General features: G+C 44.3%; 18 protein-coding genes. 10 read left to right on the top strand and 8 right to left on the bottom strand.

The genetic code is table 11. From position 1 onward, the window contains the following. The first annotated feature begins 5 nt into the window (after positions 1-5). Together leuD and leuB are read left to right on the top strand one after the other, a co-directional pair. Positions 6-602: a 3-isopropylmalate dehydratase small subunit gene (leuD, locus tag ACVBDU_RS03410; protein ID WP_447178377.1), complete on the top strand. Its 597-nt coding sequence runs from the start codon at positions 6-8 to the stop codon at positions 600-602. Next, on the top strand, positions 599-1,717 hold the full coding sequence (gene leuB, locus ACVBDU_RS03405; protein WP_447178376.1) for a 3-isopropylmalate dehydrogenase: 1,119 nt from the start codon (positions 599-601) through the stop codon (positions 1,715-1,717). Before leuD ends, leuB begins: the two co-directional genes overlap by 4 nt. A gap of 101 nt (positions 1,718-1,818) precedes the next feature. Here the strand turns inward: leuB and ACVBDU_RS03400 are convergent, their stop codons facing one another. The 7 genes from ACVBDU_RS03400 to ilvD form a co-directional block, all read right to left on the bottom strand. Next, positions 1,819-3,408, bottom strand: coding sequence for an NADP-dependent glyceraldehyde-3-phosphate dehydrogenase (locus ACVBDU_RS03400; RefSeq protein ID WP_447178375.1), 1,590 nt, complete (start codon positions 3,406-3,408; stop codon positions 1,819-1,821). A gap of 47 nt (positions 3,409-3,455) precedes the next feature. Next, complete coding sequence (gene ilvA, locus ACVBDU_RS03395) at positions 3,456-4,718, bottom strand: threonine ammonia-lyase IlvA (protein WP_447178374.1); 1,263 nt, start codon at positions 4,716-4,718, stop codon at positions 3,456-3,458. A gap of 64 nt (positions 4,719-4,782) precedes the next feature. Next, positions 4,783-5,505: a class I SAM-dependent methyltransferase gene (locus ACVBDU_RS03390; RefSeq protein ID WP_447178373.1), complete on the bottom strand. Its 723-nt coding sequence runs from the start codon at positions 5,503-5,505 to the stop codon at positions 4,783-4,785. Between the two features lie 145 nt (positions 5,506-5,650). Continuing rightward, positions 5,651-7,120, bottom strand: coding sequence for a ketol-acid reductoisomerase (gene ilvC, locus ACVBDU_RS03385; protein WP_447178372.1), 1,470 nt, complete (start codon positions 7,118-7,120; stop codon positions 5,651-5,653). An 86-nt stretch (positions 7,121-7,206) separates the two neighbouring features. Beyond that, the gene (ilvN, locus tag ACVBDU_RS03380) at positions 7,207-7,731 is read right to left on the bottom strand and encodes an acetolactate synthase small subunit (RefSeq protein WP_447178371.1); all 525 of its coding nucleotides are present in this window, start codon (positions 7,729-7,731) and stop codon (positions 7,207-7,209) included. A 138-nt stretch (positions 7,732-7,869) separates the two neighbouring features. Next, positions 7,870-9,603: a biosynthetic-type acetolactate synthase large subunit gene (ilvB, locus tag ACVBDU_RS03375; protein WP_447178370.1), complete on the bottom strand. Its 1,734-nt coding sequence runs from the start codon at positions 9,601-9,603 to the stop codon at positions 7,870-7,872. A gap of 97 nt (positions 9,604-9,700) precedes the next feature. Beyond that, positions 9,701-11,377 carry a dihydroxy-acid dehydratase gene (gene ilvD, locus ACVBDU_RS03370; RefSeq protein ID WP_447178413.1) on the bottom strand — a complete coding sequence of 559 codons (1,677 nt, stop codon included), beginning with the start codon at positions 11,375-11,377 and terminating at the stop codon, positions 9,701-9,703. A 691-nt stretch (positions 11,378-12,068) separates the two neighbouring features. On the opposite strand from ilvD, the gene ACVBDU_RS03365 reads away from it, so the two are divergent. After that, positions 12,069-13,625, top strand: coding sequence for a sulfatase family protein (locus ACVBDU_RS03365; RefSeq protein WP_447178369.1), 1,557 nt, complete (start codon positions 12,069-12,071; stop codon positions 13,623-13,625). A 38-nt stretch (positions 13,626-13,663) separates the two neighbouring features. On the opposite strand, the gene ACVBDU_RS03360 is transcribed toward ACVBDU_RS03365, so the two are convergent. Then, on the bottom strand, positions 13,664-14,305 hold the full coding sequence (locus tag ACVBDU_RS03360; protein WP_447178368.1) for a protein-L-isoaspartate(D-aspartate) O-methyltransferase: 642 nt from the start codon (positions 14,303-14,305) through the stop codon (positions 13,664-13,666). A gap of 258 nt (positions 14,306-14,563) precedes the next feature. Between ACVBDU_RS03360 and ACVBDU_RS03355 the strand changes: the two genes are divergently transcribed. The 7 genes from ACVBDU_RS03355 to ACVBDU_RS03325 all read left to right on the top strand — a co-directional run bounded on the left by ACVBDU_RS03355 (position 14,564) and on the right by ACVBDU_RS03325 (position 22,964). Next, positions 14,564-15,523, top strand: coding sequence for a Gfo/Idh/MocA family protein (locus ACVBDU_RS03355; protein WP_447178367.1), 960 nt, complete (start codon positions 14,564-14,566; stop codon positions 15,521-15,523). Between the two features lie 82 nt (positions 15,524-15,605). Then, positions 15,606-16,505 (top strand): 3-hydroxyacyl-CoA dehydrogenase family protein, encoded by a 900-nt coding sequence (locus ACVBDU_RS03350; protein WP_447178366.1) that lies wholly within the window; start codon positions 15,606-15,608, stop codon positions 16,503-16,505. Between the two features lie 182 nt (positions 16,506-16,687). Then, complete coding sequence (locus ACVBDU_RS03345) at positions 16,688-17,923, top strand: DUF1015 domain-containing protein (RefSeq protein WP_447178365.1); 1,236 nt, start codon at positions 16,688-16,690, stop codon at positions 17,921-17,923. 27 nt (positions 17,924-17,950) lie between these two features. Next, positions 17,951-18,613 (top strand): YggS family pyridoxal phosphate-dependent enzyme, encoded by a 663-nt coding sequence (locus ACVBDU_RS03340; RefSeq protein ID WP_447178364.1) that lies wholly within the window; start codon positions 17,951-17,953, stop codon positions 18,611-18,613. An 82-nt stretch (positions 18,614-18,695) separates the two neighbouring features. Continuing rightward, entirely contained in the window at positions 18,696-20,078 is a 1,383-nt protein-coding gene (locus ACVBDU_RS03335; RefSeq protein ID WP_447178363.1) for an exonuclease domain-containing protein, read from the top strand. Between the two features lie 7 nt (positions 20,079-20,085). Beyond that, complete coding sequence (locus ACVBDU_RS03330; RefSeq protein ID WP_447178362.1) at positions 20,086-22,080, top strand: DUF3858 domain-containing protein; 1,995 nt, start codon at positions 20,086-20,088, stop codon at positions 22,078-22,080. After that, complete coding sequence (locus tag ACVBDU_RS03325) at positions 22,077-22,964, top strand: ion transporter (RefSeq protein WP_447178361.1); 888 nt, start codon at positions 22,077-22,079, stop codon at positions 22,962-22,964. Before ACVBDU_RS03330 ends, ACVBDU_RS03325 begins: the two co-directional genes overlap by 4 nt. Positions 22,965-22,995 lie beyond the last annotated feature (31 nt).

Here is a 22,995-nt window from a genome sequence, read left to right as displayed (position 1 = left end):
AAAAAATGGAAAAATTCATCACACATACATCAAGGGCCATTCCACTGTCCATAGAGAATATAGACACCGACCAGATCATTCCGGCGCGCTTTCTCAAAGCCACTAATAAAGACGGGTTCGGGGAAAATCTTTTCCGGGACTGGAGATATAACAAAGACGGTTCGGAGAACGAATCCTTCACCCTTAACGATACCAGGTACAGCGGAACCATCCTCATTGCCGGGGACAATTTCGGTTGCGGTTCCAGTCGTGAGCACGCTGCCTGGGCCCTGGCAGATTACGGGCTGAAAGTTATTGTTTCCAGTTACTTTGCCGATATATTCAAAGGAAATGCCCTCAATAACGGTTTATTACCCGTACAGGTATCTCCCGAATATCTCAAAGAGCTCCTGGCAGCGGTACAAAGCGACCCCGCTACGGAAATACTGGTAAATCTCGAAGAACAATATATAGCCATAAAAGGTTCGGATAAAAAAGAATCTTTTGAGATAGACACCTATAAAAAACTGTGTTTGCTGAACGGGTATGACGATATAGACTTCCTCATCAGCAAAAAGGACAAAATCGAAGAGTTTGAAAAAGAATTAAAACCGCAGATATGAAATTGAACATCGCACTTTTACCGGGAGACGGTATAGGCCCGGATGTAGTGGTACAGGCCGTAAAATCTTTGCAGGCTGTTGCCGATGCCTTCGGCCATACCTTCCATTTCGAAGAAGCCCTGGTCGGGGCTATAGCTATAGACAAAACAGGAGACCCTTTGCCGGAAGAAACCTTAGAGGTGTGCAGAAAGTCCGATGCCGTGCTTTTCGGTGCGATTGGAGATCCTAAATACGACAACGATCCTACTGCCAAGGTACGCCCGGAACAAGGTTTATTAAAACTCCGGAAATCCCTCGGGCTTTTTACCAATATCCGGCCCATTAAAGCCTATCCTACCCTTATTGAAAAATCTCCTTTGAAAAAAGAAATTATATCCGGAACGGATTTTACGATTTACCGGGAACTCACCGGGGGGATTTATTTCGGAGAAAAAAAACTTAGTGAAGACGGTACGGTAGCATCCGACCTCTGCGAATATTCCGAAGCGGAAATAGAACGTATAGCCCACCTTGCATTTAAAGCGGCCAGGAGCAGAAGAAATAAACTGACCCTGGTAGATAAAGCCAATGTTCTGGAAACTTCCAGGCTATGGCGCAGGGTAGTTACGGCTATCGGTAAAAGCTACCCGGACGTGGAACTGGATTTCCTTTTTGTTGATAATGCTGCCATGCAGATTATTCTCAATCCGGCCCAGTTTGACGTTATCCTTACAGAAAACATGTTCGGTGACATTATTTCCGACGAGGGAAGTGTCATCGGAGGTTCCATAGGTTTGCTCGCATCTGCTTCCGTTGGAAGTGACAATGCCATGTTCGAACCTATACACGGGTCTTATCCGCAGGCCAAAGGCAAAGATATTGCCAACCCGGTAGCGTCTATCCTTTCCGCTGCCATGCTCCTGGAGCATTTTAACCTGAAAGAAGAAGCGGAAGCCGTTAAAAATGCCGTAGAAAAGTCGTTGGAAAAAGGTGTGGTAACTCCCGATCTGGACAAAGACAGCAAATTTGGCACCGATAAAGTAGGTGATTTTATAGCCGACTTTATTCTTCACGCGGAAGATACCATTCAGGTTAATAAGGAAAACATTGAATTTGGGCAGTCTACCATTATATAAGATTTGATTTAGCTAACTGAAACTTTCCCAAAGAGAAACCCGGATTGTGCAAAATCCGGGTTTTGTTTTTATGCATATGTTGAAGATAATATATTCCCCTTCTACAGGATGTAATCCGTGCTCACAAAATTGGAAGCTTTACTGTTCAGAAGTTCCGTTAGAATAGCCCGGTTGTATTCATTGTCCTTCGATGCTACGAATGTACGTACGGAGAACGAACGCAAAGCATCGTGTACGCTAAGGGTACTTACGGCGGAGTCCTTTCTTCCTGTGAAAGGATACACATCCGGTCCGCGCTGACAGGAACTGTTCAGGTTTACCCGGCAAACCAGGTTCACCAAAGTATCGATAAGCGGTGCCAGGGTCTTGATATCCTGTCCGAACAAACTAACCTGTTGCCCGTAGTTGGACTCTGCCATATCATTCAGCGGCTCTTCAATACTTTTGAAAGGCAGGATGGGAATGAGCGGCCCGAACTGTTCTTCCCGGTACGCCCTGGAATCTTTGCTTACCGGGTACAACACCGGCGGAAAAATATAATTTTCCGTGCGTTGCCCTCCCCTTTCGTTGATAACCTTCGCCCCTTTGGCTACGGCATCATCGATAAGCTCCTGTATATAATCCGGTTTACCGGGTTCCGGCAGCGGAGTGAGCATAACTCCGGGCTCCCAGGGATTCCCGAATTTCAGTTCATCCACACGTCGGGCAAACCGTGTATTGAATTCTTCAACTACATCTTCATGTACATATAGTACTTTAAGGGCTGTACAACGCTGCCCGTTAAAGGACAGGGTACCCGAAATACATTCTTCTATGGCGAGGTCCAGGTCTGCGTCCGGCAATACGATAGCAGGGTTTTTGGCCTCCAGGCCCAAAACCAGTCTCAACCTGTTTTTATTAGGGTGCTGATCCTGTAAAGCAATGGCAGATGTACTATTACCTATCAGGGCAAGGACATCTATCTTCCCCGTTTGCATTATCGGGGCGGCCACTACCCTTCCCCTTCCGTAAAGGATGTTTACCACTCCTTTGGGAAAACTGCTACGGAAAGCTTCCAGTAACGGAGAAATAAGCAATACACCGTGTTTCGCAGGCTTAAACACTACGGTATTCCCCATCATAAGTGCGGGGATCAGTAAAGCAAAGGTTTCGTTAAGGGGATAGTTATACGGTCCCATACAGAGTACCACGCCAAGAGGTCCGCGACGAATGTGGGCATAAACCCCGCCGTGTTTTTCAAAACGTGCGCTGTCACGGTCCAGTTGTTTATAGTCTTCGATAGTATCGTAAATATATTCTACCGTTCTGTCAAATTCTTTCTCGGAGTCCGGGAGGTTCTTTCCTATTTCCCACATCAGGAGTTTTACAACTTCCTCACGCTTGGTTTTCATTTGCCGGACGAATTTTTCCATGCATGCTATCCTGTCCACTACCTTCATGGTGGGCCATAACCCCTGGCCTTTGTCATAGGCGTCACAAGCAGCATCCAGGGTTTCCAGCGCCGATGACCCGTCCATATCCGGAACGGTTCCCAGTAGTGTCGGTCCGTATTCGCCCTGGTCATTATGGGTATGTATGGAAGAATATACCTCGGCAAAACCGCCTTCCCATTTTTTTAGTTCGCCATTGGCCAGATAGGTGTCCTGGTGTATTGTGCTTTTCAATTTGAATTCTTCTTGAACGCTTTGCATCAGTGTGTTTTCGTTTTGTGGTTAAACTTGTTTGTCTTGTCTCTGTTTCAGACCAGAAACTGGAACAAATCCGGTTTGTTATTCAGGTAGTCTCCGTAAAAATGACGGGCTTTCATACGCTCTATCAAAGGTAACAAATCCTTTTCACTTTTAAGTTCGATACCTACTACGGCAGGAGCATTTTCCCGGCTGTGTTTCTTGGTATACTGAAAATGCGTTATATCGTCGTTAGGCCCCAGGATTTCAGCAACAAACTCCTTCAGAGCTCCTGCACGCTGCGGGAAACGAATGATAAAATAATGCTTGAGATTAGCATATAAAAGTGCTCTTTCCTTAATCTCGGCAGTGCGGGTAATGTCGTTATTACTACCACTTACCACGCATACCACGTTTTTCCCCTTTATCTCGTCTTTATACCAGTCCAGGGCTGATATCGTAAGTGCCCCGGCAGGTTCTACAACAATAGCATCTTTGTTGTACAAATCTAAGATCGTCTGGCAGACTTTTCCTTCGGGAACGGTTATCATATCGTGAAGGAATTGTTTACATATTTCAAAGGTTTTGTCTCCCACCCGCTGTACTGCCGCACCGTCCACGAATTTTTCGATCTCACCGAGTTCGGTATTTGCATTGTTTCGTATGGACATGGTCATGGATGGCGCCCCTTCCGGCTCTACTCCTATAATCTTTGTTTCCGGTGATAACACATGGAATACGGAAGATACGCCGGATGCAAGTCCGCCCCCGCCTACGGGGAGAAAAAGGTAGTCTATGGGAACGTCTGCCTGTTCCAGGATTTCCAGTCCTACAGTGGCCTGTCCTTCGATAACTTTTTCGTCATCAAACGGGTGCACAAAGGTTTTTCCAAGTCTTTGGCATTCGGTTATGGCCGCTTTGTTAGAATCGTCAAAAGTATCCCCTACGAGTACGATATCTATCTGGTCTCCTCCGAACATTTTCACCTGGCTGATCTTTTGCCTGGGGGTAGGCGCCGGCATGTAAATAGTTCCTTTGATCTCCAGTTTATTGCAGGACATCGCAACACCCTGTGCATGGTTTCCGGCACTGGCGCATACGATACCTTTGGCTTTTTCTTCTTCTCCCAGCGAACGGATCTTGTTGTAAGCTCCCCGGATCTTGTAGGACCGGACTATTTGCAGATCTTCTCTTTTCAAAAGAATATTCGCGTCAAATACCCTGGAATATGTTAAACTCGGCGCCAGGGGTGTATGGATTGCTACACCTTTCAGGGTTTTTGCCGCTTCTTTTACCTGTTCTATTTTTGGTATGTACTTTGTTGTCACGTCCATAAAATCCTCTGTATAATGTGTTTTTCGGATAGCAGGATTTATAATACTCAAATCCTCCAATCGCTTATTTAATTGCCCCGAAAGCCGCGAAGCAACTGTTTTTATGCAATATTTCCACTGTTTTAAACCCGGCCTTCTTCATCAGTTCTGTTTGATAGGTTACCGAGCGCGGAGTATCTTCTTTTTCGATATAGGCAAACACTTTTTCCCGGTAATCCTTTCCCCCGGCATTTTCCAGGTATTTACCGTATTCTCTCCGGAACATGGTTTGTACGGCTCCGGAATCGTGAGAAACCATATCGGATATCCAGAAACTTCCACCGGGTTTCAATATCTTGTATATTTTCCCGAATATATCCTCCCAGTCCTTATCTTCGCGTAAATGATGTAATACCGCTCCCGCAAGAACAATATCAAAATGATTATCCGGCAACTTCACTTCCCGTATATCTCCGTGAAAAACATCTATTTTTCCATTGGTTTTCTCCTTTACCCTTTCTTCTGCCCTTTTCAGCATAGCACCGGACAGGTCCACCAGGGTACAGTTGAGATCCGGCAGTTTCGAAAGCATTTTTAGCGTGTAGTTTCCCGCTCCGCACCCGATATCGAGAAGGTTACGTGCACCCGGATTTACACTGCGTGCAGCTTCGGTAATCCATTCGAGGGTAATCGGTGCATCTATGGTCGATTGCTGACCGGTATTAAGATTCGAAAAGCGTTCCACATCATCGTCGAATCTTTGCCTTATCTCTTCGTTGGTAGATTTATATGTATAATCGGTTTTCAATTATAAAAATTTATACGGTTTATTCCCCAGTGCAAAATGTAAAGAACTATTATGTAAAACCTACACTCCGGAACATAGCCGGGGACCACCAAAATGATCCCCGGCCTGATAATACCGGTATGGCCTTATCGGCTCTTCTTATACGTTAAACGATCTTCTTCATCTCTGTCATGGAAGAACGCAGGTATGCTCCTACTTTTTCCACCGGATGATTACGGATCTGTACATTTACTTTGATAAGCTCCTGGTTTTCCGCCGCATTACCGCTGCCAAAAGACTTCCCGATAACATTGGTATCTATCTTTTTCATAAAATCGGTCAACAGGGGCTTACAGGCATGATCAAACAGGTAACAACCGTATTCTGCCGTATCGGATATAACACGGTTCATTTCAAACAATTTCTTCCGTGCGATAGTATTGGCAATAAGCGGTGTTTCGTGCAGGGACTCATAATAAGCGGATTCTGCGATAATACCTGCTTCTGTCATGGTTTCGAATGCCAGCTCCACTCCCGATTTCACAAAAGCGATCATCAGTACTCCGTTGTCAAAATATTCCTGCTCGGAAATAGGCTCGGAGGAGATCTCCGTTTTTTCAAAGGCGGTTTCCCCGGTAGCTTTTCTCCAGGTAAGCAGGTTTGCATCGTCGTTTGCCCAGTCTTCCATCATGGTTTTGGAAAAATGACCGCTCATAATATCGTCCATATGTTTCTGGAACAGTGGCCGCATGATCTCTTTCAGTTCTTCGGACAAACGGAACGCCTCTATTTTAGCCGGATTGGACAACCTGTCCATCATATTGGTGATTCCTCCGTGCTTCAGTGCTTCTGTTATGGTTTCCCATCCGTACTGTACCAGTTTAGCTGCGTATCCGGGCTCTACACCTTTTTCCACCATTTTATCGAAGCTCAATATAGATCCTGTCTGCAACAATCCGCACAGAATGGTCTGTTCTCCCATAAGGTCCGATTTTACTTCAGCTACGAAAGAAGAGCGCAATACCCCTGCCCTGTGTCCTCCGGTAGCAGCGGCATAAGCTTTAGCCTGCTCCAGTCCTTCTCCGTTGGGGTCGTTCTCCGGGTGAACCGCGATAAGGGTAGGCACTCCGAACCCTCTTTTATATTCTTCCCTTACTTCAGATCCGGGACATTTCGGCGCCACCATGACCACCGTGATATCTTCCCGTATCTGCATCCCTTCTTCCACAATGTTAAACCCGTGAGAGTAAGACAAGGTAGAACCTTGTTTCATCAGGGGCATAATGGTTTTTATAACGGAAGTGTGCTGTTTGTCGGGCGTAAGGTTACAAACCATATCAGCGGTTGGGATCAGTTCTTCATACGTACCTACGTTAAACCCGTTTTCCGTTGCGTTTTTATAGGATTGTCTTTGTTCCTTAATGGCAGCTTCACGCAGCGCATAAGAAATATCCAATCCGGAATCTCTCATGTTCAGTCCCTGGTTGAGTCCCTGGGCACCACATCCTACAATTACTATTTTTTTTCCTAAAAGTTTTTTTACACCTTCATTGAATTCAGATTTATCCATGAATTCACATACTCCTAATTGTTGTAATTGAAGCCTCAACGGAAGCGTGTTAAAATAATTTGCCATTTTTATTGCTTATTTTTAATTTTAAGATTTATTCGATTCTAATAAAGAAACGCACTGCGGTGCGTTTCAACTGAAAAATATTGTATTTATGTATTCTGGAATTCCCTGAGCAATGCAGATATATTCATTTCGCTTTTGGAGACCGCAATCCTTCCGGAACGCACAAACTGCATGATGCCGAAGGGCGCCAGCTCTTCATATAACGCATCGGTTTCATATCGTCTTCCGGTTTTTTCTATGACAAAGAAATCCCTGGCTACAGTGACGATATTGGCATTGCTCTGTTTGATGATATTCTGTATCTGTCTTTCATCGAACAGCAGGCTGGACTTTATTTTGAATAAAGCGGTTTCCTGGTAGATGGTCTCTTCATCGGTATGGTAATACGCTTTTATGACCTCGATTTGTTTTTCCAGTTGCCCTACAATCTTGCGCACCTGGTCTTCATCCATAGCGGCTACGATAACAAACCGGCTTACATTTTCAATTTCCGACTCCGAAACGGTAAGGCTTTCTATATTGATGTGTCGCTTTAAAAATATTGCCGATATCCGGTTCAACAGTCCTATGTTGTTTTCCGAATATATGGAAACGGTATATGTTCTGTTCATTTTTAGTTTGTGAGTTTTGGTTCCGGGGGTGAAAAATTTGCACCCCCTCTGCCTTTGGCATCTCCCCCTCAAGGGGGAGAAATTATTTATCTTTTTAACCTAATCACCTCATGGATATGCTGGTACACTTCGGATTCGTTACTCCAGTCTGCATTCAGCAACAGAAGCTCCTGTCGGGATCATCGGGAATACGTTATCCTCTTTTTCGACACAAACTTCCAGGAAACAAGCCTCTTCGGAAGCTATCAGTTCATTAATGGCTTCATCCAGTTCTTCCCTTTTTGAAACTCTCCGCGCGGGAATGTGATATCCTTTGGCTATGGTCACAAAATCCGGGTTGATGAGTTCGGTAGAGGCATAGCGTTTGTCAAAAAAGAGTTGTTGCCACTGTCGTACCATCCCCAGGAACTCGTTGTTGAGCACTACGATCTTCACCGGAACACGGGTCTGGAATATGGTACCGAGTTCCTGTATGGTCATCTGGTAACCACCATCACCGATAATCGCTACAACTTCCCTTTCCGGAGCCCCCATTTTGGCCCCGATGGCCGCAGGAAGTGCAAATCCCATAGTACCCAGTCCACCGGAGGTGATATTACTCTTCGTCTGATTGAATCTGGCATATCTGCATGCTATCATCTGGTGTTGTCCTACATCGGAAACCACAATAGCATCACCGCCGGTACGTTTGTTGATCTTTTCTATGACCTCTCCCATGGTGAGCTTCTCCTTTTGGGGAGTAAGATCATTTTTGATAACCTTCTCGAATTCTACGGCACGCATATCCTTAAATTTCTGATGCCAGGTTTCGTGCTTATTCTCCCCGATAAGAGGTAATAAACCGGTCAGGGTGTCTTTTATATCTCCCAGAACGGCCACATCGGTCTTTACATTCTTATCTATTTCTGCCGGATCAATATCGAAATGTACCACCTTTGCCTGTTTGGCGTAGGTATTCAGATCTCCGGTCACCCTGTCGTCAAAACGCATTCCCAGGGCGATGAGCACATCACATTCGTTGGTAAGCAGGTTTGGCGCATAGTTACCGTGCATTCCCACCATGCCTACGTGCAGGGGATGCTCCGTGGGTAATGCGGAAAGCCCGAGAACAGTGGATGCCGAAGGTATTCCCGCTTTTTCGATAAAAGCTTTCAGTTCTTCTTCTGCTTTTCCGAGTATAATTCCCTGTCCGAATACAATAAACGGTTTTTTGGCACTGTTGATGAGTGCAGCCGCTTCTTCTATTTTTACGGGATTTATTTCGGGCTTCGGTTTATAGCTTCGTATCGCTGTACATTTTTTATAGGAAAAATCAAATTCTTCAAACTGTGCATTTTTGGTAATATCTATCAAAACGGGCCCGGGACGACCGGAGCGTGCGATATAAAATGCCTTGGCAAGGGCTATGGGTATATCGGCTGCTTTGGTTACCTGGTAACTCCACTTGGTTACCGGGGTGGATATCCCTATAATATCCGTTTCCTGAAAAGCATCCGTACCCAGCAGGTGGCGGGCTACCTGCCCTGTTATGCACACCATAGGGGTAGAATCTATCTGGGCATCGGCGATACCCGTCACCAGGTTAGTCGCTCCTGGTCCGGAGGTAGCTATGGCTACACCCACTTTCCCCGTAGCCCTGGCATATCCCTGGGCTGCATGAGCAGCACCCTGTTCGTGGCGGGTAAGTACGTGGTGCAATTTGTCCCGGAATTTATACAATTCATCATAAACAGGCATGATAGCTCCTCCCGGATAACCGTAAATAAGATCTACTCCTTCTTCCAGAAGACAATGGATTACCGCTTCCGCTCCACTGATCTTTATAGTTGTTTTGGTTTCCGTTTCTACTAATTTTTCTTTTAATGTTTCCATACTGTTATTTATTGCTACACCAAATAGGTAATGTACCGGTCACAAATAATACAAAGCATATTATCTGTGAAACGCACTACCGTGCGTTTTTACGGGATTAAAATTCGTCGGTAACACATCCTTCGGATGCGGACGAAACGGTTTTGGCGTATTTATACAATATTCCTTTTTTCTCTTTTAACGGCGGTTGTTCCCATTTCGATCTTCGTTCCCGGATCTCTTCATCCGAAATTGCCACATCTATGGTATTCTTTTCCGCATCTATAGTAATGATGTCCCCGTCCTCTACCAGGGCTATAGTACCTCCGTCCTGGGCTTCGGGCGAAACATGCCCCACAACAAAACCATGAGACCCACCGGAAAACCGTCCGTCGGTAATCAGGGCTACATCTTTTCCAAGACCTGCACCCATAATAGCGGAGGTAGGTTTCAGCATTTCGGGCATTCCGGGGCCTCCTTTGGGGCCTTCATAACGGATAATCACTACATCTCCTTTTTCTACCTTACCATCCTTAATGCCAGTATTGGCTTCGGACTCTCCGTTAAACACCTTGGCTTTACCCGTAAAACTCAACCCTTCTTTCCCGGTTATCTTGGCTACAGCGCCTTTTTCGGCCAGGTTTCCGTAAAGTATACGTATGTGCCCTGTTTTCTTTATCGGCTGATCGAAAGGATGAATAATGTCCTGCCCTTCTTCCAGGTCCGGGACTTCCGCGAGGTTTTCCGCCAGCGTTTTCCCGGTAACCGTAATACAGTCGCCATGTAACATTCCCTCTTTCAGCATATATTTTAAAACCGCGGGGACACCTCCTATTTTGTGAAGATCTTCCATGACATACTTTCCACTGGGCTTCAGATTCGCCAGTAAAGGTGTAGTATCACTTATACGTTTAAAGTCATCCAGTGTAAAATCTACTTCCGCGGCTTTGGCTATGGCCATAAAATGCAGCACGGCATTGGTAGACCCTCCCAGAACGGTTACTGTCCTAAACGCGTTCTCCAGGGATTTTTTGGTTACTATATCTCTTGGTTTTATATCCTTTTCCAGAAGGTTCCGCAAGGCTTTCCCCGCGGCAATACAATCATCCTTTTTACCGTTGTTAACCGCGGGTATAGAAGAATTATGCGGAAGTGACATTCCCATAGCCTCTATTGCCGATGCCATGGTATTGGCAGTATACATACCACCGCATGCGCCCGCACCGGGACATGCTTTGTGAATAACCTCTTTATAATCTTCTTCGGTGATGCTTCCGGCAACCTTACTTCCCCAGGCTTCGAAAGCAGAAATAATGTCGAGCTTTTTACCGTTGTGACATCCGGCGGCAATAGTTCCTCCATAAACAAGTACGGAAGGACGGTTCAGACGTAATTGCGCCATCAGTGCCCCGGGCATGTTCTTATCGCATCCCACTACCGTGACGACCCCGTCATAACTCATCCCCTGGACGACCGTTTCGATAGAATCTGCTATGAGGTCCCTGGAAGGAAGGGAATAACGCATTCCCTGTGTTCCGTTCGAGATTCCATCACTGACTCCGATAGTGTTGAAAATAAGTCCGACAAGGCCGGCTTCTTCCGTACCTTGTTTCACATACTCGGATAAACCGTTAAGGTGCATGTTACAAGGATTTCCTTCATAACCGGTACTCGCTATACCCACCAGCGGTTTCTTCAAATCATCATCGCTGAGTCCTATGGCGTGTAACATTGCCTGTGCGGCAGGTAGTGTCGGATCTTGGGTAACTTGTTTACTATACGTGTTTAACATTATTTAATAAAAATTTGTTTTCTCTGTTATACTTTATGATCAGCTAAATTATTTTATATAAAATCCCCAGTATTTTAACATTAATTCTGTTTTTTAAACTCAATCCCACTTGCATGTATTTACCATTCTGATTTACAGTATTTTATAACACTTAATACTATCATATCCAAAAACAAATAAATGCTGAAAAACAAAAGGCCTGTATCGTACTTTCGGTTGATACAGGCCTCGTTTTATAGTATACCTTATTGCATCAACCCGAAAGAGAGTTAATAATGACTATAATGATAATGACTATTTGTTGTACTGTTTTCATTACTTGAATAAAGTAAGTGTCCATAAAAAAAGCCTTCCGTTTTCGGGAAGGCTGTGTTTAAAAATTATATTTTCTAACATACCATTCCCGGTCAAGGTGAAATAATCACAATGACGATGACCGTAATGATATGAATCAGGTTTGTTTTCATTTATAATACAATATTAGCACCTTTTTTTATAATATGAAACAACCGTATGAAATTTTTGTTACTTTTATTTTAAAACCGACTAAAATATATAATATTCTCATTTATTTAATCCTATTTTTATCTGTCCCACACCTTCGAACCCGGTATGCATTACAAAAAGCTCTCACTATGCTATGAAATGTGCTCGAAAACATATACATTTATTCGGATTAATCCGAATACCATTTATGAAGCATCCAACCAGAATTCAGATTTGCACTGTCTTTATCCTTTTACTGTTATCCTGTAAGAAGTCCGGCCAGGAAGAAAAAACAGGGACAAATACGGACCAATCCCGCCATCCCAATATTGTTCTTATTTATTCGGATGATCTCGGCTACGGAGATATAAGTTGCTATGGTGGCAGTATAGCCACGCCGCATATAGATAAACTCGCCGACGAAGGCTTGAAATTCACCAATGCTTATTCCACAGCGGCAACCTGTACCCCATCCCGCTATTCCCTGCTTACGGGAGAATATGCATGGCGTGCCAGAGGGAGAGGAGTTGCCCCCGGAGACGCCTCAAGCCTTATAAAACCCGGCACGGAAACCCTTCCGGGTATCTTGCGGAAAAGCGGTTATAAAACAGCCGTTGTCGGCAAATGGCACCTGGGCCTTGGCGATGAAAACGGCCCGGACTGGAATGGAAAGATCAGCCCGGGGCCCCTGGAGATTGGATTTGATTACTCCTTCATCATTCCTGCCACCGGCGACAGGGTTCCATGTGTTTTTGTTGAAAATCACCATGTGGTAAACCTGGAAGCGGACGACCCCATCCGCGTAAGTTACAAGGAAAAAACAGGCGATTGGCCTACGGGGAAAGAAAACCCGGAGCTCCTTACCACCAAATGGTCTCATGGCCATGATATGACCATCGTTAACGGTATAAGCCGTATCGGGTATATGACCGGAGGAAAAGCGGCATTGTGGCGGGATGAGGATATTGCGGACAAGCTGGTGGAAAAATCTACAGCATTCATTCGGAAAAACAAAGAAAAACCGTTTTTTCTGTACCTGGCCACGCACGATATTCATGTACCCAGGATAGCCCACGAAAGATTTCAGGGAAAAACAGACCGGGGTCCCAGGGGAGATGTTATTGCACAGCTAGACTGGACAGTAGGAGAAATTACCAGACTATTGGAAGAGCTGGACCTGGAAGATAATACCATAATTATATTCAGTAGTGACAATGGCCCTGTTCTGGATGACGGCTACCGGGACCGGGCCAGGGAGTTGCTGGGAAATCATCGTCCTTCGGGAATTCTAAGAGGAGGAAAATACAGTGCCCTGGAAGCGGGTACACGGGTACCAATGCTCGTAAAATGGACAGGGCATATACCTCCGGGAGCCGAATCGGCCGCCCTGTTCAGCCAGGTAGATATCCTCGGTTCGTTTGCAGCCGGTACCGGGCAATCCATTACTGCCGGACAGGCCCCCGACACTCAGGATCAATGGGAAGCCCTTACCGGGAAAGACCACCAGGGCCGGGATGGTCTGGTACAAGAGGCTATCGGTAGCGTTCTCTCTTATGTCAAAGGAGATTACAAATTCATTCCTCCGAATCCGGGAAATGCCAGGATCACCTGGGGACCGGATATCGAAACCGGGTTCTCCGGGGAAGAGCAGCTCTACGATTTGCGGAATGATCCTTCCGAAAAGAAAAATATTGCATTACAAAACCCCGGACTTCTCCAAAAAATGAAGAAAGAACTGGATTCCATTATACAGTCCGGAAAATGATATGGCAAGACAAGAAGGCTCTTATTTTGGAAACTGTTTTAATTTTTATCCTCCAGCAGAGGAACAAACCGGAATTCCCCGAATTCCTTTTTCTCGAATTCCTTGGCTGATTTACGGGTAAACATCGTCATGGTCTGGGTGATATCTCCGACCGGGATTACCAGCCTGCCCCCCACTTTTAATTGTGCAAGCAGCGCCTTGGGCACTTCCGGGGCGCCGGCAGTTACTATAATTCCTTCAAAAGGAGCTTCTTCTTTAAGCCCTTTGTACCCGTCGCCAAAGATCAGTTTTTTGGGGCGGTATCCGAGTTTGGGAAGGAAAAGGTTGGTGCGTTTAAACAACTCCAATTGTCTTTCTATGGAATACACCTTCGCCTTCATTTCCAGTAAGACCGCGGTCTGATATCCGCTCCCGGTTCCTATTTCCAGTATTTTATCTCCGGGGGATACTCGCAATAACTCCGTCTGAAAAGCAACGGTAAAAGGTTGTGAAATAGTTTGTCCCGCAGCTATAGGGAAAGCCTTGTCCTGGTAGGCATGATCCTCAAAACTGCTGTCCATAAAAAGATGCCTGGGCACTCTTCGTATGGCATCCAGCACTTTCGGATCGGTTATTCCCTTCTCTGCCACAGTCTCGGCGAGCCTGTTTCTCTTTCCTCTATGTTTTAAGGTATCTTTCAAGGTTGTATCATGTTAGCGCAGTAAAGTTACAACGAAAAATAAATTGGACAAGTGAAAGGAATTTCTACAGTAAAAAAAAACGGCTTTACCCCACAATGCAGCAGTGGTTTTCCCGGCTTTGTCTGGGATCATATCCTATTATTACCCCTACATAGCAAACTGTATTACACCGGGGAGCATACAATTTTATCCATAATCCGGAGATATTGTTGGTCTTATTCCGTGAATAACCTTATTTTTGTTCAAAACATTAATTTTATGCTTAAAGCCGGAGTTCTGGGTGCCGGACACCTGGGAAAAATTCACCTTCGATTACTCAACCAGTCTGACAAATACGAATTGGCCGGTTTCTATGACCCCAATCAGAAGAACGCGCAGAAAGTATCCAAAGAATTCGGATACACTTCTTTTTCTTCCATTGACGAACTGATCGATGCCGTAGATGTCGTGGATATAGTTACCCCTACCCTTTCTCATTTCGAATGTGCCAAAAAGGCCCTGGAAAAGGGTAAACACATATTTGTGGAAAAGCCCATAGCCAATACCATAGAGGAAGCGGAAGAGATCATAATCCTTGCCGAAAAATACGGCGTAAAGGGACAGGTGGGTCATGTGGAGCGGTTTAACCCTGCTTTTACCGCTGTAAAAGATAAAATAAGCAATCCCATGTTCATAGAAACACATCGCCTGGCGGAGTTCAATCCCAGGGGAACGGATGTACCTGTGGTACTGGACCTTATGATACACGATATTGATATTATCCTCAGCCTGGTCAATTCCCCGGTTAAAAGTATCAACGCCAGCGGCGTGTCGGTAATCAGTAACTCCCCCGATATTGCCAATGCCCGTATCGAGTTCGAAAACGGGTGTGTGGCCAACCTTACCGCCAGCAGAATCTCCCTGAAAAACATGCGGAAATCCCGTTTTTTCCAGAAAGACGCCTATATCTCTGTCGATTTCCTGGAAAAGCAGGTAGAAGTGGTGAAAATGAAAGACGCCCCGAAAAAATTTGACGAATTCGCACTTATCCTGCAAAATGCGGAAGGACTGAAAAAACAGATATATTTCGAAAACCCTAAAATATCTCCGAACAATGCCATCCTGGACGAACTGGAGACTTTTGCAGATGCCATTGAAAACAATACCACTCCAATCGTAACACTTACCCAGGGAAAAGAGGCTTTGAAGGTAGCTATGGAGATCATTGCCAATTTCTGACCCCAAGCCTTCCCGAAAAACAGGAAACGGTATTCTGCCTGAAAAACGATCACTATACACACAAAACACATACAAACGGAATATGAAAAATATAGCAGTTATCGGTGCCGGAACCATGGGAAACGGCATCGCTCATACATTTGCACAGTTCGGTTTTAAAGTACAGCTCATCGATATTTCCGAAAAAGCACTGGATAAAGGACTCGCTACTATCGAAAAAAATCTCGGGCGCATGGTCGACAAAGGGACTCTTACGGCCGAGGAAAAGCAGCAGACACTGAACAATATCCATCTCCAAACCGATATAAAAAAGGGAATAGAACACGCGGGACTCGTTGTGGAAGCCGCTACGGAAAACCTGGAGCTGAAACTGGAAATTTTTCGAAAACTGGATGAAGTATGCCCGGAAGACACCATTCTGGCCACCAACACATCGTCCATATCCATAACCCGCATAGCTTCGGTGACCAGCAGGCCGGAAAAGGTTATTGGTATGCATTTCATGAATCCGGTACCTATTATGAAACTCGTGGAGATCATCCGTGGTTACAGCACATCGGACGAAACTACGCAAGTGGTGATAGGTCTTTCGGAAAAACTTCAGAAAAACCCTGTTGAAGTAAACGATTATCCCGGGTTTGTGGCCAATCGTATACTTATGCCGATGATCAACGAATCCATCGAAACCTTATATAACGGGGTAGCCGGAGTAAAAGAAATAGACACCGTAATGAAACTCGGAATGGCACACCCCATGGGCCCTTTGCAACTCGCCGATTTTATCGGTCTGGACGTATGCCTTTCCATACTCAACGTAATGTATGACGGGTTTAAGAATCCGAAATACGCCCCCTGTCCCCTGCTTGTAAACATGGTTACCGCAGGTAAGCTTGGCGTAAAATCGGGAGAAGGGTTTTACGATTATTCCGAAAGTAAAAAGGCCGAAAGGGTTGCAAAAATATTTTCTAAGAAAATGAATTAAAGACGCAAGGCAACGTGTCTCATTACGAATTTGTAAGACTTTGTGCATCTTAATGTATTCTCTGCGGCTCTTTGTGTAATAGCCCCGCCCTATTATTACGCAGAGACTCACAAAAGCTGCACAGAGATTCACAAAGTGTTACGTATAAATTAAAAGTATAACCCGGAAACCCTAGTTTGTTCATGGCAACAATACAACCATTCTGTGCCGTTCGTCCCACAAAGGACAAAGTTAGCCTGGTAGCTTCCAGGTCTTACGAAAGCTATTCCAAAAAGGAACGGGAAGCCCGGCTCAGATACAACCCTTATTGCTTCATGCATATCATAAACCCGGGGTATAAATACCACCGGGAAGTATCCGGCGAAAACAGGTTCAAACTGGTGCGTAACCGGTACCTGGAATTCCGGGAAGACCATATCTTCATACAGGATGAATCTCCCTCTTTTTACGTTTACAAACAAAAAACAAGAAAACATACGTTCTGTGGAATCCTCGGGGGAGCAAGTGTGGAGGATTACAAAAACAACAGGGTCAAAAAGCACGAAGCCACCATTCAGGCCAGGGAAGAGTTGTTTATGGAATATCTCAAAACCGTAGGCTTTAATACCGAGCCCGTACTCCTCACCTACCCGGATAGTAATCTTATTGACCACATAATAAATGAAGTGACTTCAACTGTTCCCGAATATGAATTTACAACAACCGATAGGGTTACCCATTACTTGTGGAAACTATCGGACCCGGAAAAAATTAAAATCATACAAAACGAATTTGAGAATATAGGAGATATTTATATTGCGGACGGACATCACCGGTCGGCATCTTCCTGTTTACTTGCCGAAAACCTGAAAAAGGAAAATCCCGGTCATTCGGGCACAGAAGCATATAACTTTTTTATGAGTTATCTCATCCCCGAATCCAACCTGAAGATATATGAATTCAACCGTATGGTAAAAGGTCTCAACGGACTCAGCAAGGAGGATTTCCTGATACGACTGGATGAATGGTATCGCATAGAAAACCGGGGAACGGAACTATACCGGCCTTCCAAAAAACACCATTTTACCATGTATCTGGACGGAGAGTTCTACTCGCTCTATCTTCGGAAGACCATATACAATTTCACGGATTCCCTCAGTACTCTGGACACCCAGTTGCTTTTCCAAACTATACTGGAACCAATACTGGGCATCAAAGACCTGCGAAATGACAACCGTATAGCCTATGGTTGCGGTAAAGACAATGTAGTGGAAATGAAGTCGCTGATCGACAAAGAAAAATACACCGTAGGATTCGGCATGTTGCCCGTAACCATGGAAGAAATAAAAAAAATAGCGGACGAGGGCCTGCAAATGCCACCGAAAAGTACTTTTATAGAGCCTAAACTGCGAAGCGGAATAACCATCTACGAGTTTTAGCGTAGTAAAAAACCTGAATTTCAAAAAATGAGTATAGCCGAGAACCTCAGGAACCTGAAAAAAGAACTTCCGGAGCATGTTACCCTGGTAGCGGTTTCCAAAACAAAACCCGTAAATGACCTTATGGAAGCTTATGAAGCCGGACAAAGGGTATTCGGAGAGAATAAAATACAGGAAATGACCGATAAATGGGAGCAAATGCCTAAGGATGTAGAATGGCATATGATAGGTCATGTACAGCGCAATAAGGTAAAATACATGGCTGAATTCGTATCCCTTATACACGGAGTGGACAGCCTGAAACTTTTAAAGGAAATAGACAAACAGGCGGCGAAACATCAACGGGTTATATCCTGCCTGCTACAGGTGCATATTGCAGAGGAAGACACCAAATTCGGAATGGATGAAGAAGAAGTCGTCCGTTTATTACAATCCGAAGAATTACGGGCCATGGAACACGTAAAAATTATCGGTTTTATGGGAATGGCCACCTTTACCGAAAACGAGACACAGGTTAAAAAAGAATTTCAGACACTCCGTGCCCTGTTTGATAAAGCTTCGGCAGAGCATCCGGAAATTAAAGTATTATCTATGGGGATGAGCGGGGATTATACTACTGCCATAGCATGCGGCAGTACGATGGTTAGAATAGGAAGTAGTATATTTGGAGCGCGAAACTATCATGGATAGTTGTGGATAATTAAATAAATAACCGGGATTTTGCGCGGGAAACCTGCGAAAAAACAAATAATCCCGCCCGGAAAAGATATAGATGTACGCTATATTAGACATAGAGACCACTGGAGGACAGTATAATGAAGAAGGCATAACGGAAATTGCCATTTACCGGTATGACGGGCATAGAATTACCGATCGTTTTATAAGCCTGATCAACCCGGAACGGGAAATACAGCCCTTTGTAGCGAACCTGACCGGTATTAATAATGCCATGCTGCGATCGGCTCCTAAATTTTATGAAGTAGCCAAACGCATTGTGGAAATTACCGAAGACTGTGTCCTGGTAGCCCATAACGCACAATTCGATTACAGGATACTACGCACGGAATTTCAACGACTTGGCTTTGATTACAAGCGGAAAACCATATGTACGGTAGAACTTTCCCAGAAACTGATTCCCGATGCCGGGTCCTATAGCCTTGGAAAGCTGGTACGTTCCCTCGGAATCCCGGTAAGCGACCGTCACCGGGCCAATGGCGATGCGCAGGCCACCGTTAAGCTGTTCAAATTGCTACTGGCCAAAGATCAGTCCAAAGAGATCGTTAGGGAAAGTATTAAATCCGAAAACACGGGTACCCTCTCCCCCAAACTACTTAATATCGTAGAGCAACTACCCGAAAAGGTAGGAGTGTATTACATTCACAAAGAGAACGGTAACATAATCTATATAGGCAAAAGCCGAAACATCAGGAAACGGGTTAATCAGCATTTTACCCGAACAGCAAAGAAAGCCAGGCTCATTCAGAAAGAAGTAGTTGCGGTAACTTATGAAGAAACCGGAAATGAATTGATTGCCCTTCTCAAAGAAAATGAAGAAATAAAAAAGAACCAGCCCAAATATAACAGGGCACAGAAACACCGGATATTTACCTTCGGCCTGTTTTACAGGGAAAATGAAGATGGTTACCTGGAACTGTTTATCAACAAACTGAGCAGACGTTCCCCTTCGGAAAAATATCCCATTACTACTTTTGTCACCATACACGAGGCTAAAAATACCTTATACCGGCTTACGGAAGAGTTTACCCTTTGCAATAAACTCAACGGACTTTCCGATGCCAGGCAACATTGTTTTAATTATACCATACAAAAATGCAAAGGGGCTTGTATACATACCGAATCGCCCGAAACGTATAACGAACGGGTCAGAGAAGCCCTTAAAAAATACAGCTATCCGCACGAGAACATGCTCATTATAGACAAAGGAAGAGCAACCGGAGAGCGGAGTGTAGTAATGATAGAAAGATCTGAATTCAAAGGAATTGCGTTCTATGAACTAAACTATCAAATTAACAATATGCACATACTGCAAAAAGTCCTTACCCCAATGAATAACAATGCCGATGCCAGGCATATCATTCAAACATACCTGAGAAAAAGTAACGGGTATAAGATCGTCCAATATTCACCACAATAAAAGGTTCATGGCAAACCATCTTCAACCACTCACCACTTTATTCGTACTACTTTGTTTTTATACCCTTCGGGCCCAGGATGCGGAAGTCCGTTTTGATTTCGGCAATGTCGATTCCGAATATCTCAACATGCTACACTACGATAAAGATACCACGGCAAGCGCACTGGTACTTTACGAAAAGGGGATTTCCGAAATAGCTAAAAACGGCTTTGGCAATGTAGTCCTGTCTACCGAAATCATACGCCGTATCAAAATTCTGAAAAAAGACGGTATTAACGAAGCTACCCTGGAAATCCCGTTACAAAAATCACTGGAAAGCAAAAAGCGGGAGCGTTTTATTGAAGCGGAGGCACTCTCTGTTGCTCCCGATCGCACAGTGCGCCGATTGGCAAAAAAAGACATCTTTACCGACAATGTAAGCGAAGCCTATGACGTAGTAAAGTTTACGGTCCCCAATGTCAAAGAAGGCACGGTGATCGATTACAGGTATAAAGTAGAATCTCCCTTTTTTTACAACTTTAATTCCTGGAGATTCCAGTCCGGTATACCCAAGATATACAGCCAGTACGCCACCACTATTCCTGCTAACTACAAATACAATGTAAAACTCACCGGGTTTCTGAAGCTGGACCATAAGGAATCCGTCCTGAAAAAGGATTGTTTTTATTTTCAGGGAGTGGGCAAAGCCGATTGTGTAAGCAGTACGTATATCATGAAAGATATTCCGGCTTTCAAGGAAGAAGATTACATGATCTCCAAATACAACTACCTCTCTGCCATAGACTACGAACTGGAAACATTTCAGGGCTTTGACGGCATGAAAAAAAAATACACCAAAAGCTGGAAAGATGTAGACAAGGAAATAAAGTACAGGGAAGAAATAGGCAGACAGGCCAGAAAAGAAAACTATTTCGGTAAACTGATCCCGAAAGAAATTTCCGATATGCCGCAAGGTATGGAAAAGGCGAAAAAAATATACTACTACCTGCAGGATCAACTGTTCTGGAACGGAAAGAACTATATTTTTACCAGGGTAGATGTAAAAGATGCTTTTGAAAAAAAGTCCGGAAGTACTGCAGACCTGAACCTTATATTGCTAAACTTTCTGAAAGCCGCGGGTTTTAAGGCCAATTTCATGCTGCTGTCTACACGAAATACCAATCTACCCACAAAGTTATACCCGATAATATCCGAATTTAACTATCTCGTCATTAAGCTGGATATGGATGAAAAGAGTTTTTTGCTCGACCTTACGGATAAAAACCTTCCTTTCGGTATACTCCCTTTTCGTGCACTTAACGGCTATGGCAGGGTAATGGATATGGACGGCGGGAGTTACTGGTATGACATAGTTCCGGAGAAGCATACACAAACCATAATATCTACGCAAATCTCCCTTACCGGGGACAAATACGCCAGTATCAAAACCAGGGAAGCCAGTTCGTTCTACCATGCGTTGTCCAAAAGAAAGGAAATACAGAATATGACCGGGGAAGCATACAAAGAACACCTGCAGGACGAATACGACAAAAAAGGGTTATATGAACTGGAAGAATACACCATAAGTGGCGACGAAGATCCGGACGAACAGCTTATTGAAGAATATTCCTTTCAAATGAAAAAGGACAGCACTTCACGCATGTTACTTCTTAATCCTTTTGTTGTAGGCAGAATAGATAAAAATCCGTTCACCCTGGAAAAAAGAACCTATCCGGTGGATTTCGGTTACCCGTTTGCCTATGTTTACCTGGTTGTTATCGACCTGGGCGATGATTATGAAATTGTGGAGCTCCCGGCAGAAAAGATGATGAAATTGGAAGATGGTTCCGGAAAGTTGCTTTTTCATTCCTCAAGAAACGGTAACAGTGTGGTTATAAATACCCGACTACAATTCACCAGGCCTGTTTATACCGCACAGGAATACGAAGGATTGAAAAAATTATATGCAGAACTCCTATCTTTACAAAATAAACAACCCGTCATACTAGAACGAAAACTGTGAAAGAAGAGAAGTCCAAATACGAAATATGGAAACAAAAAACCCATATTATCATATATGGTGTAAATACCCCCGCCGGAAGGATATTCGATATAGTTATCCTTTTCCTCATCTTGTTGAGCATTTTCATTGTAATGATGGAAAGCGTTACGGAATTTGATAAAAAGTATCACGATATCCTACTGATTTCGGAGTGGATAATAACCGTGATATTTACTATTGAATACATTCTGAGGATCATTACCATAAAAAAACCCTGGAATTATATATTCAGTTTTTATGGTATCATAGATCTGGTAGCTATACTTCCTATGTATTTGTCGTATTTCTTTACAAACACGCATGTTCTGGCCACCATCCGCTCTCTGCGTTTGCTCCGGGTATTCCGGATCCTCAAGCTAATGCGTTTTATCGGGGAAGCCTCGCAGTTGCTGAGCGCCTTAAAGGCGAGCCGGGCTAAAATAGCAGTTTTTTTATATACCGTACTTATTGTATCGGTAGTTATCGGATCCTTGATGTTTCTTGTCGAAGAAGGAGAAGACAGTGGTTTTACAAGTATCCCCAGGAGTATCTACTGGACGATTGTTACACTTACTACTGTTGGTTACGGTGACATTGCTCCCCAAACGGAACTCGGACAGCTTATAGCGGTTTTTATTATGATACTCGGATATGGTATTATAGCTGTCCCCACGGGAATTGTAACGGTCGAATATGCTAAATCCCGGCAAAAGAAGACAAATGAAGAAGCCGCCCTACTGGAGCAACAATCTAAAACCTGCACTAATTGCAATACACAGAACTTTATTCCCGATGCCCGGTACTGTTATCGATGCGGGACCCTGCTTCCCTCTCTTGATGATAGCCACGGAACTACCGGGCAATAATGTCCTGTTTTAACACAAATAGAATCCTTAA

This window comes from Sinomicrobium endophyticum (assembly GCF_052983315.1).
This window is presented reverse-complemented; position numbering and strand designations above follow the sequence as displayed.

Excerpts from the sequence above, each read along its gene's own strand:
- leuD (WP_447178377.1), top strand. The coding sequence starts at position 6 with ATGGAAAAATTCATCACACATACATCAAGGGCCATTCCACTGTCCATA.
- leuB (WP_447178376.1), top strand. The coding sequence starts at position 599 with ATGAAATTGAACATCGCACTTTTACCGGGAGACGGTATAGGCCCGGAT.
- ACVBDU_RS03400 (WP_447178375.1), bottom strand. The coding sequence starts at position 3,408 with ATGCAAAGCGTTCAAGAAGAATTCAAATTGAAAAGCACAATACACCAG.
- ilvA (WP_447178374.1), bottom strand. The coding sequence starts at position 4,718 with ATGGACGTGACAACAAAGTACATACCAAAAATAGAACAGGTAAAAGAA.
- ilvC (WP_447178372.1), bottom strand. The coding sequence starts at position 7,120 with ATGGCAAATTATTTTAACACGCTTCCGTTGAGGCTTCAATTACAACAA.
- ilvN (WP_447178371.1), bottom strand. The coding sequence starts at position 7,731 with ATGAACAGAACATATACCGTTTCCATATATTCGGAAAACAACATAGGA.
- ilvB (WP_447178370.1), bottom strand. The coding sequence starts at position 9,603 with ATGGAAACATTAAAAGAAAAATTAGTAGAAACGGAAACCAAAACAACT.
- ACVBDU_RS03365 (WP_447178369.1), top strand. The coding sequence starts at position 12,069 with ATGAAGCATCCAACCAGAATTCAGATTTGCACTGTCTTTATCCTTTTA.
- ACVBDU_RS03355 (WP_447178367.1), top strand. The coding sequence starts at position 14,564 with ATGCTTAAAGCCGGAGTTCTGGGTGCCGGACACCTGGGAAAAATTCAC.
- ACVBDU_RS03350 (WP_447178366.1), top strand. The coding sequence starts at position 15,606 with ATGAAAAATATAGCAGTTATCGGTGCCGGAACCATGGGAAACGGCATC.
- ACVBDU_RS03345 (WP_447178365.1), top strand. The coding sequence starts at position 16,688 with ATGGCAACAATACAACCATTCTGTGCCGTTCGTCCCACAAAGGACAAA.
- ACVBDU_RS03340 (WP_447178364.1), top strand. The coding sequence starts at position 17,951 with ATGAGTATAGCCGAGAACCTCAGGAACCTGAAAAAAGAACTTCCGGAG.
- ACVBDU_RS03335 (WP_447178363.1), top strand. The coding sequence starts at position 18,696 with ATGTACGCTATATTAGACATAGAGACCACTGGAGGACAGTATAATGAA.
- ACVBDU_RS03330 (WP_447178362.1), top strand. The coding sequence starts at position 20,086 with ATGGCAAACCATCTTCAACCACTCACCACTTTATTCGTACTACTTTGT.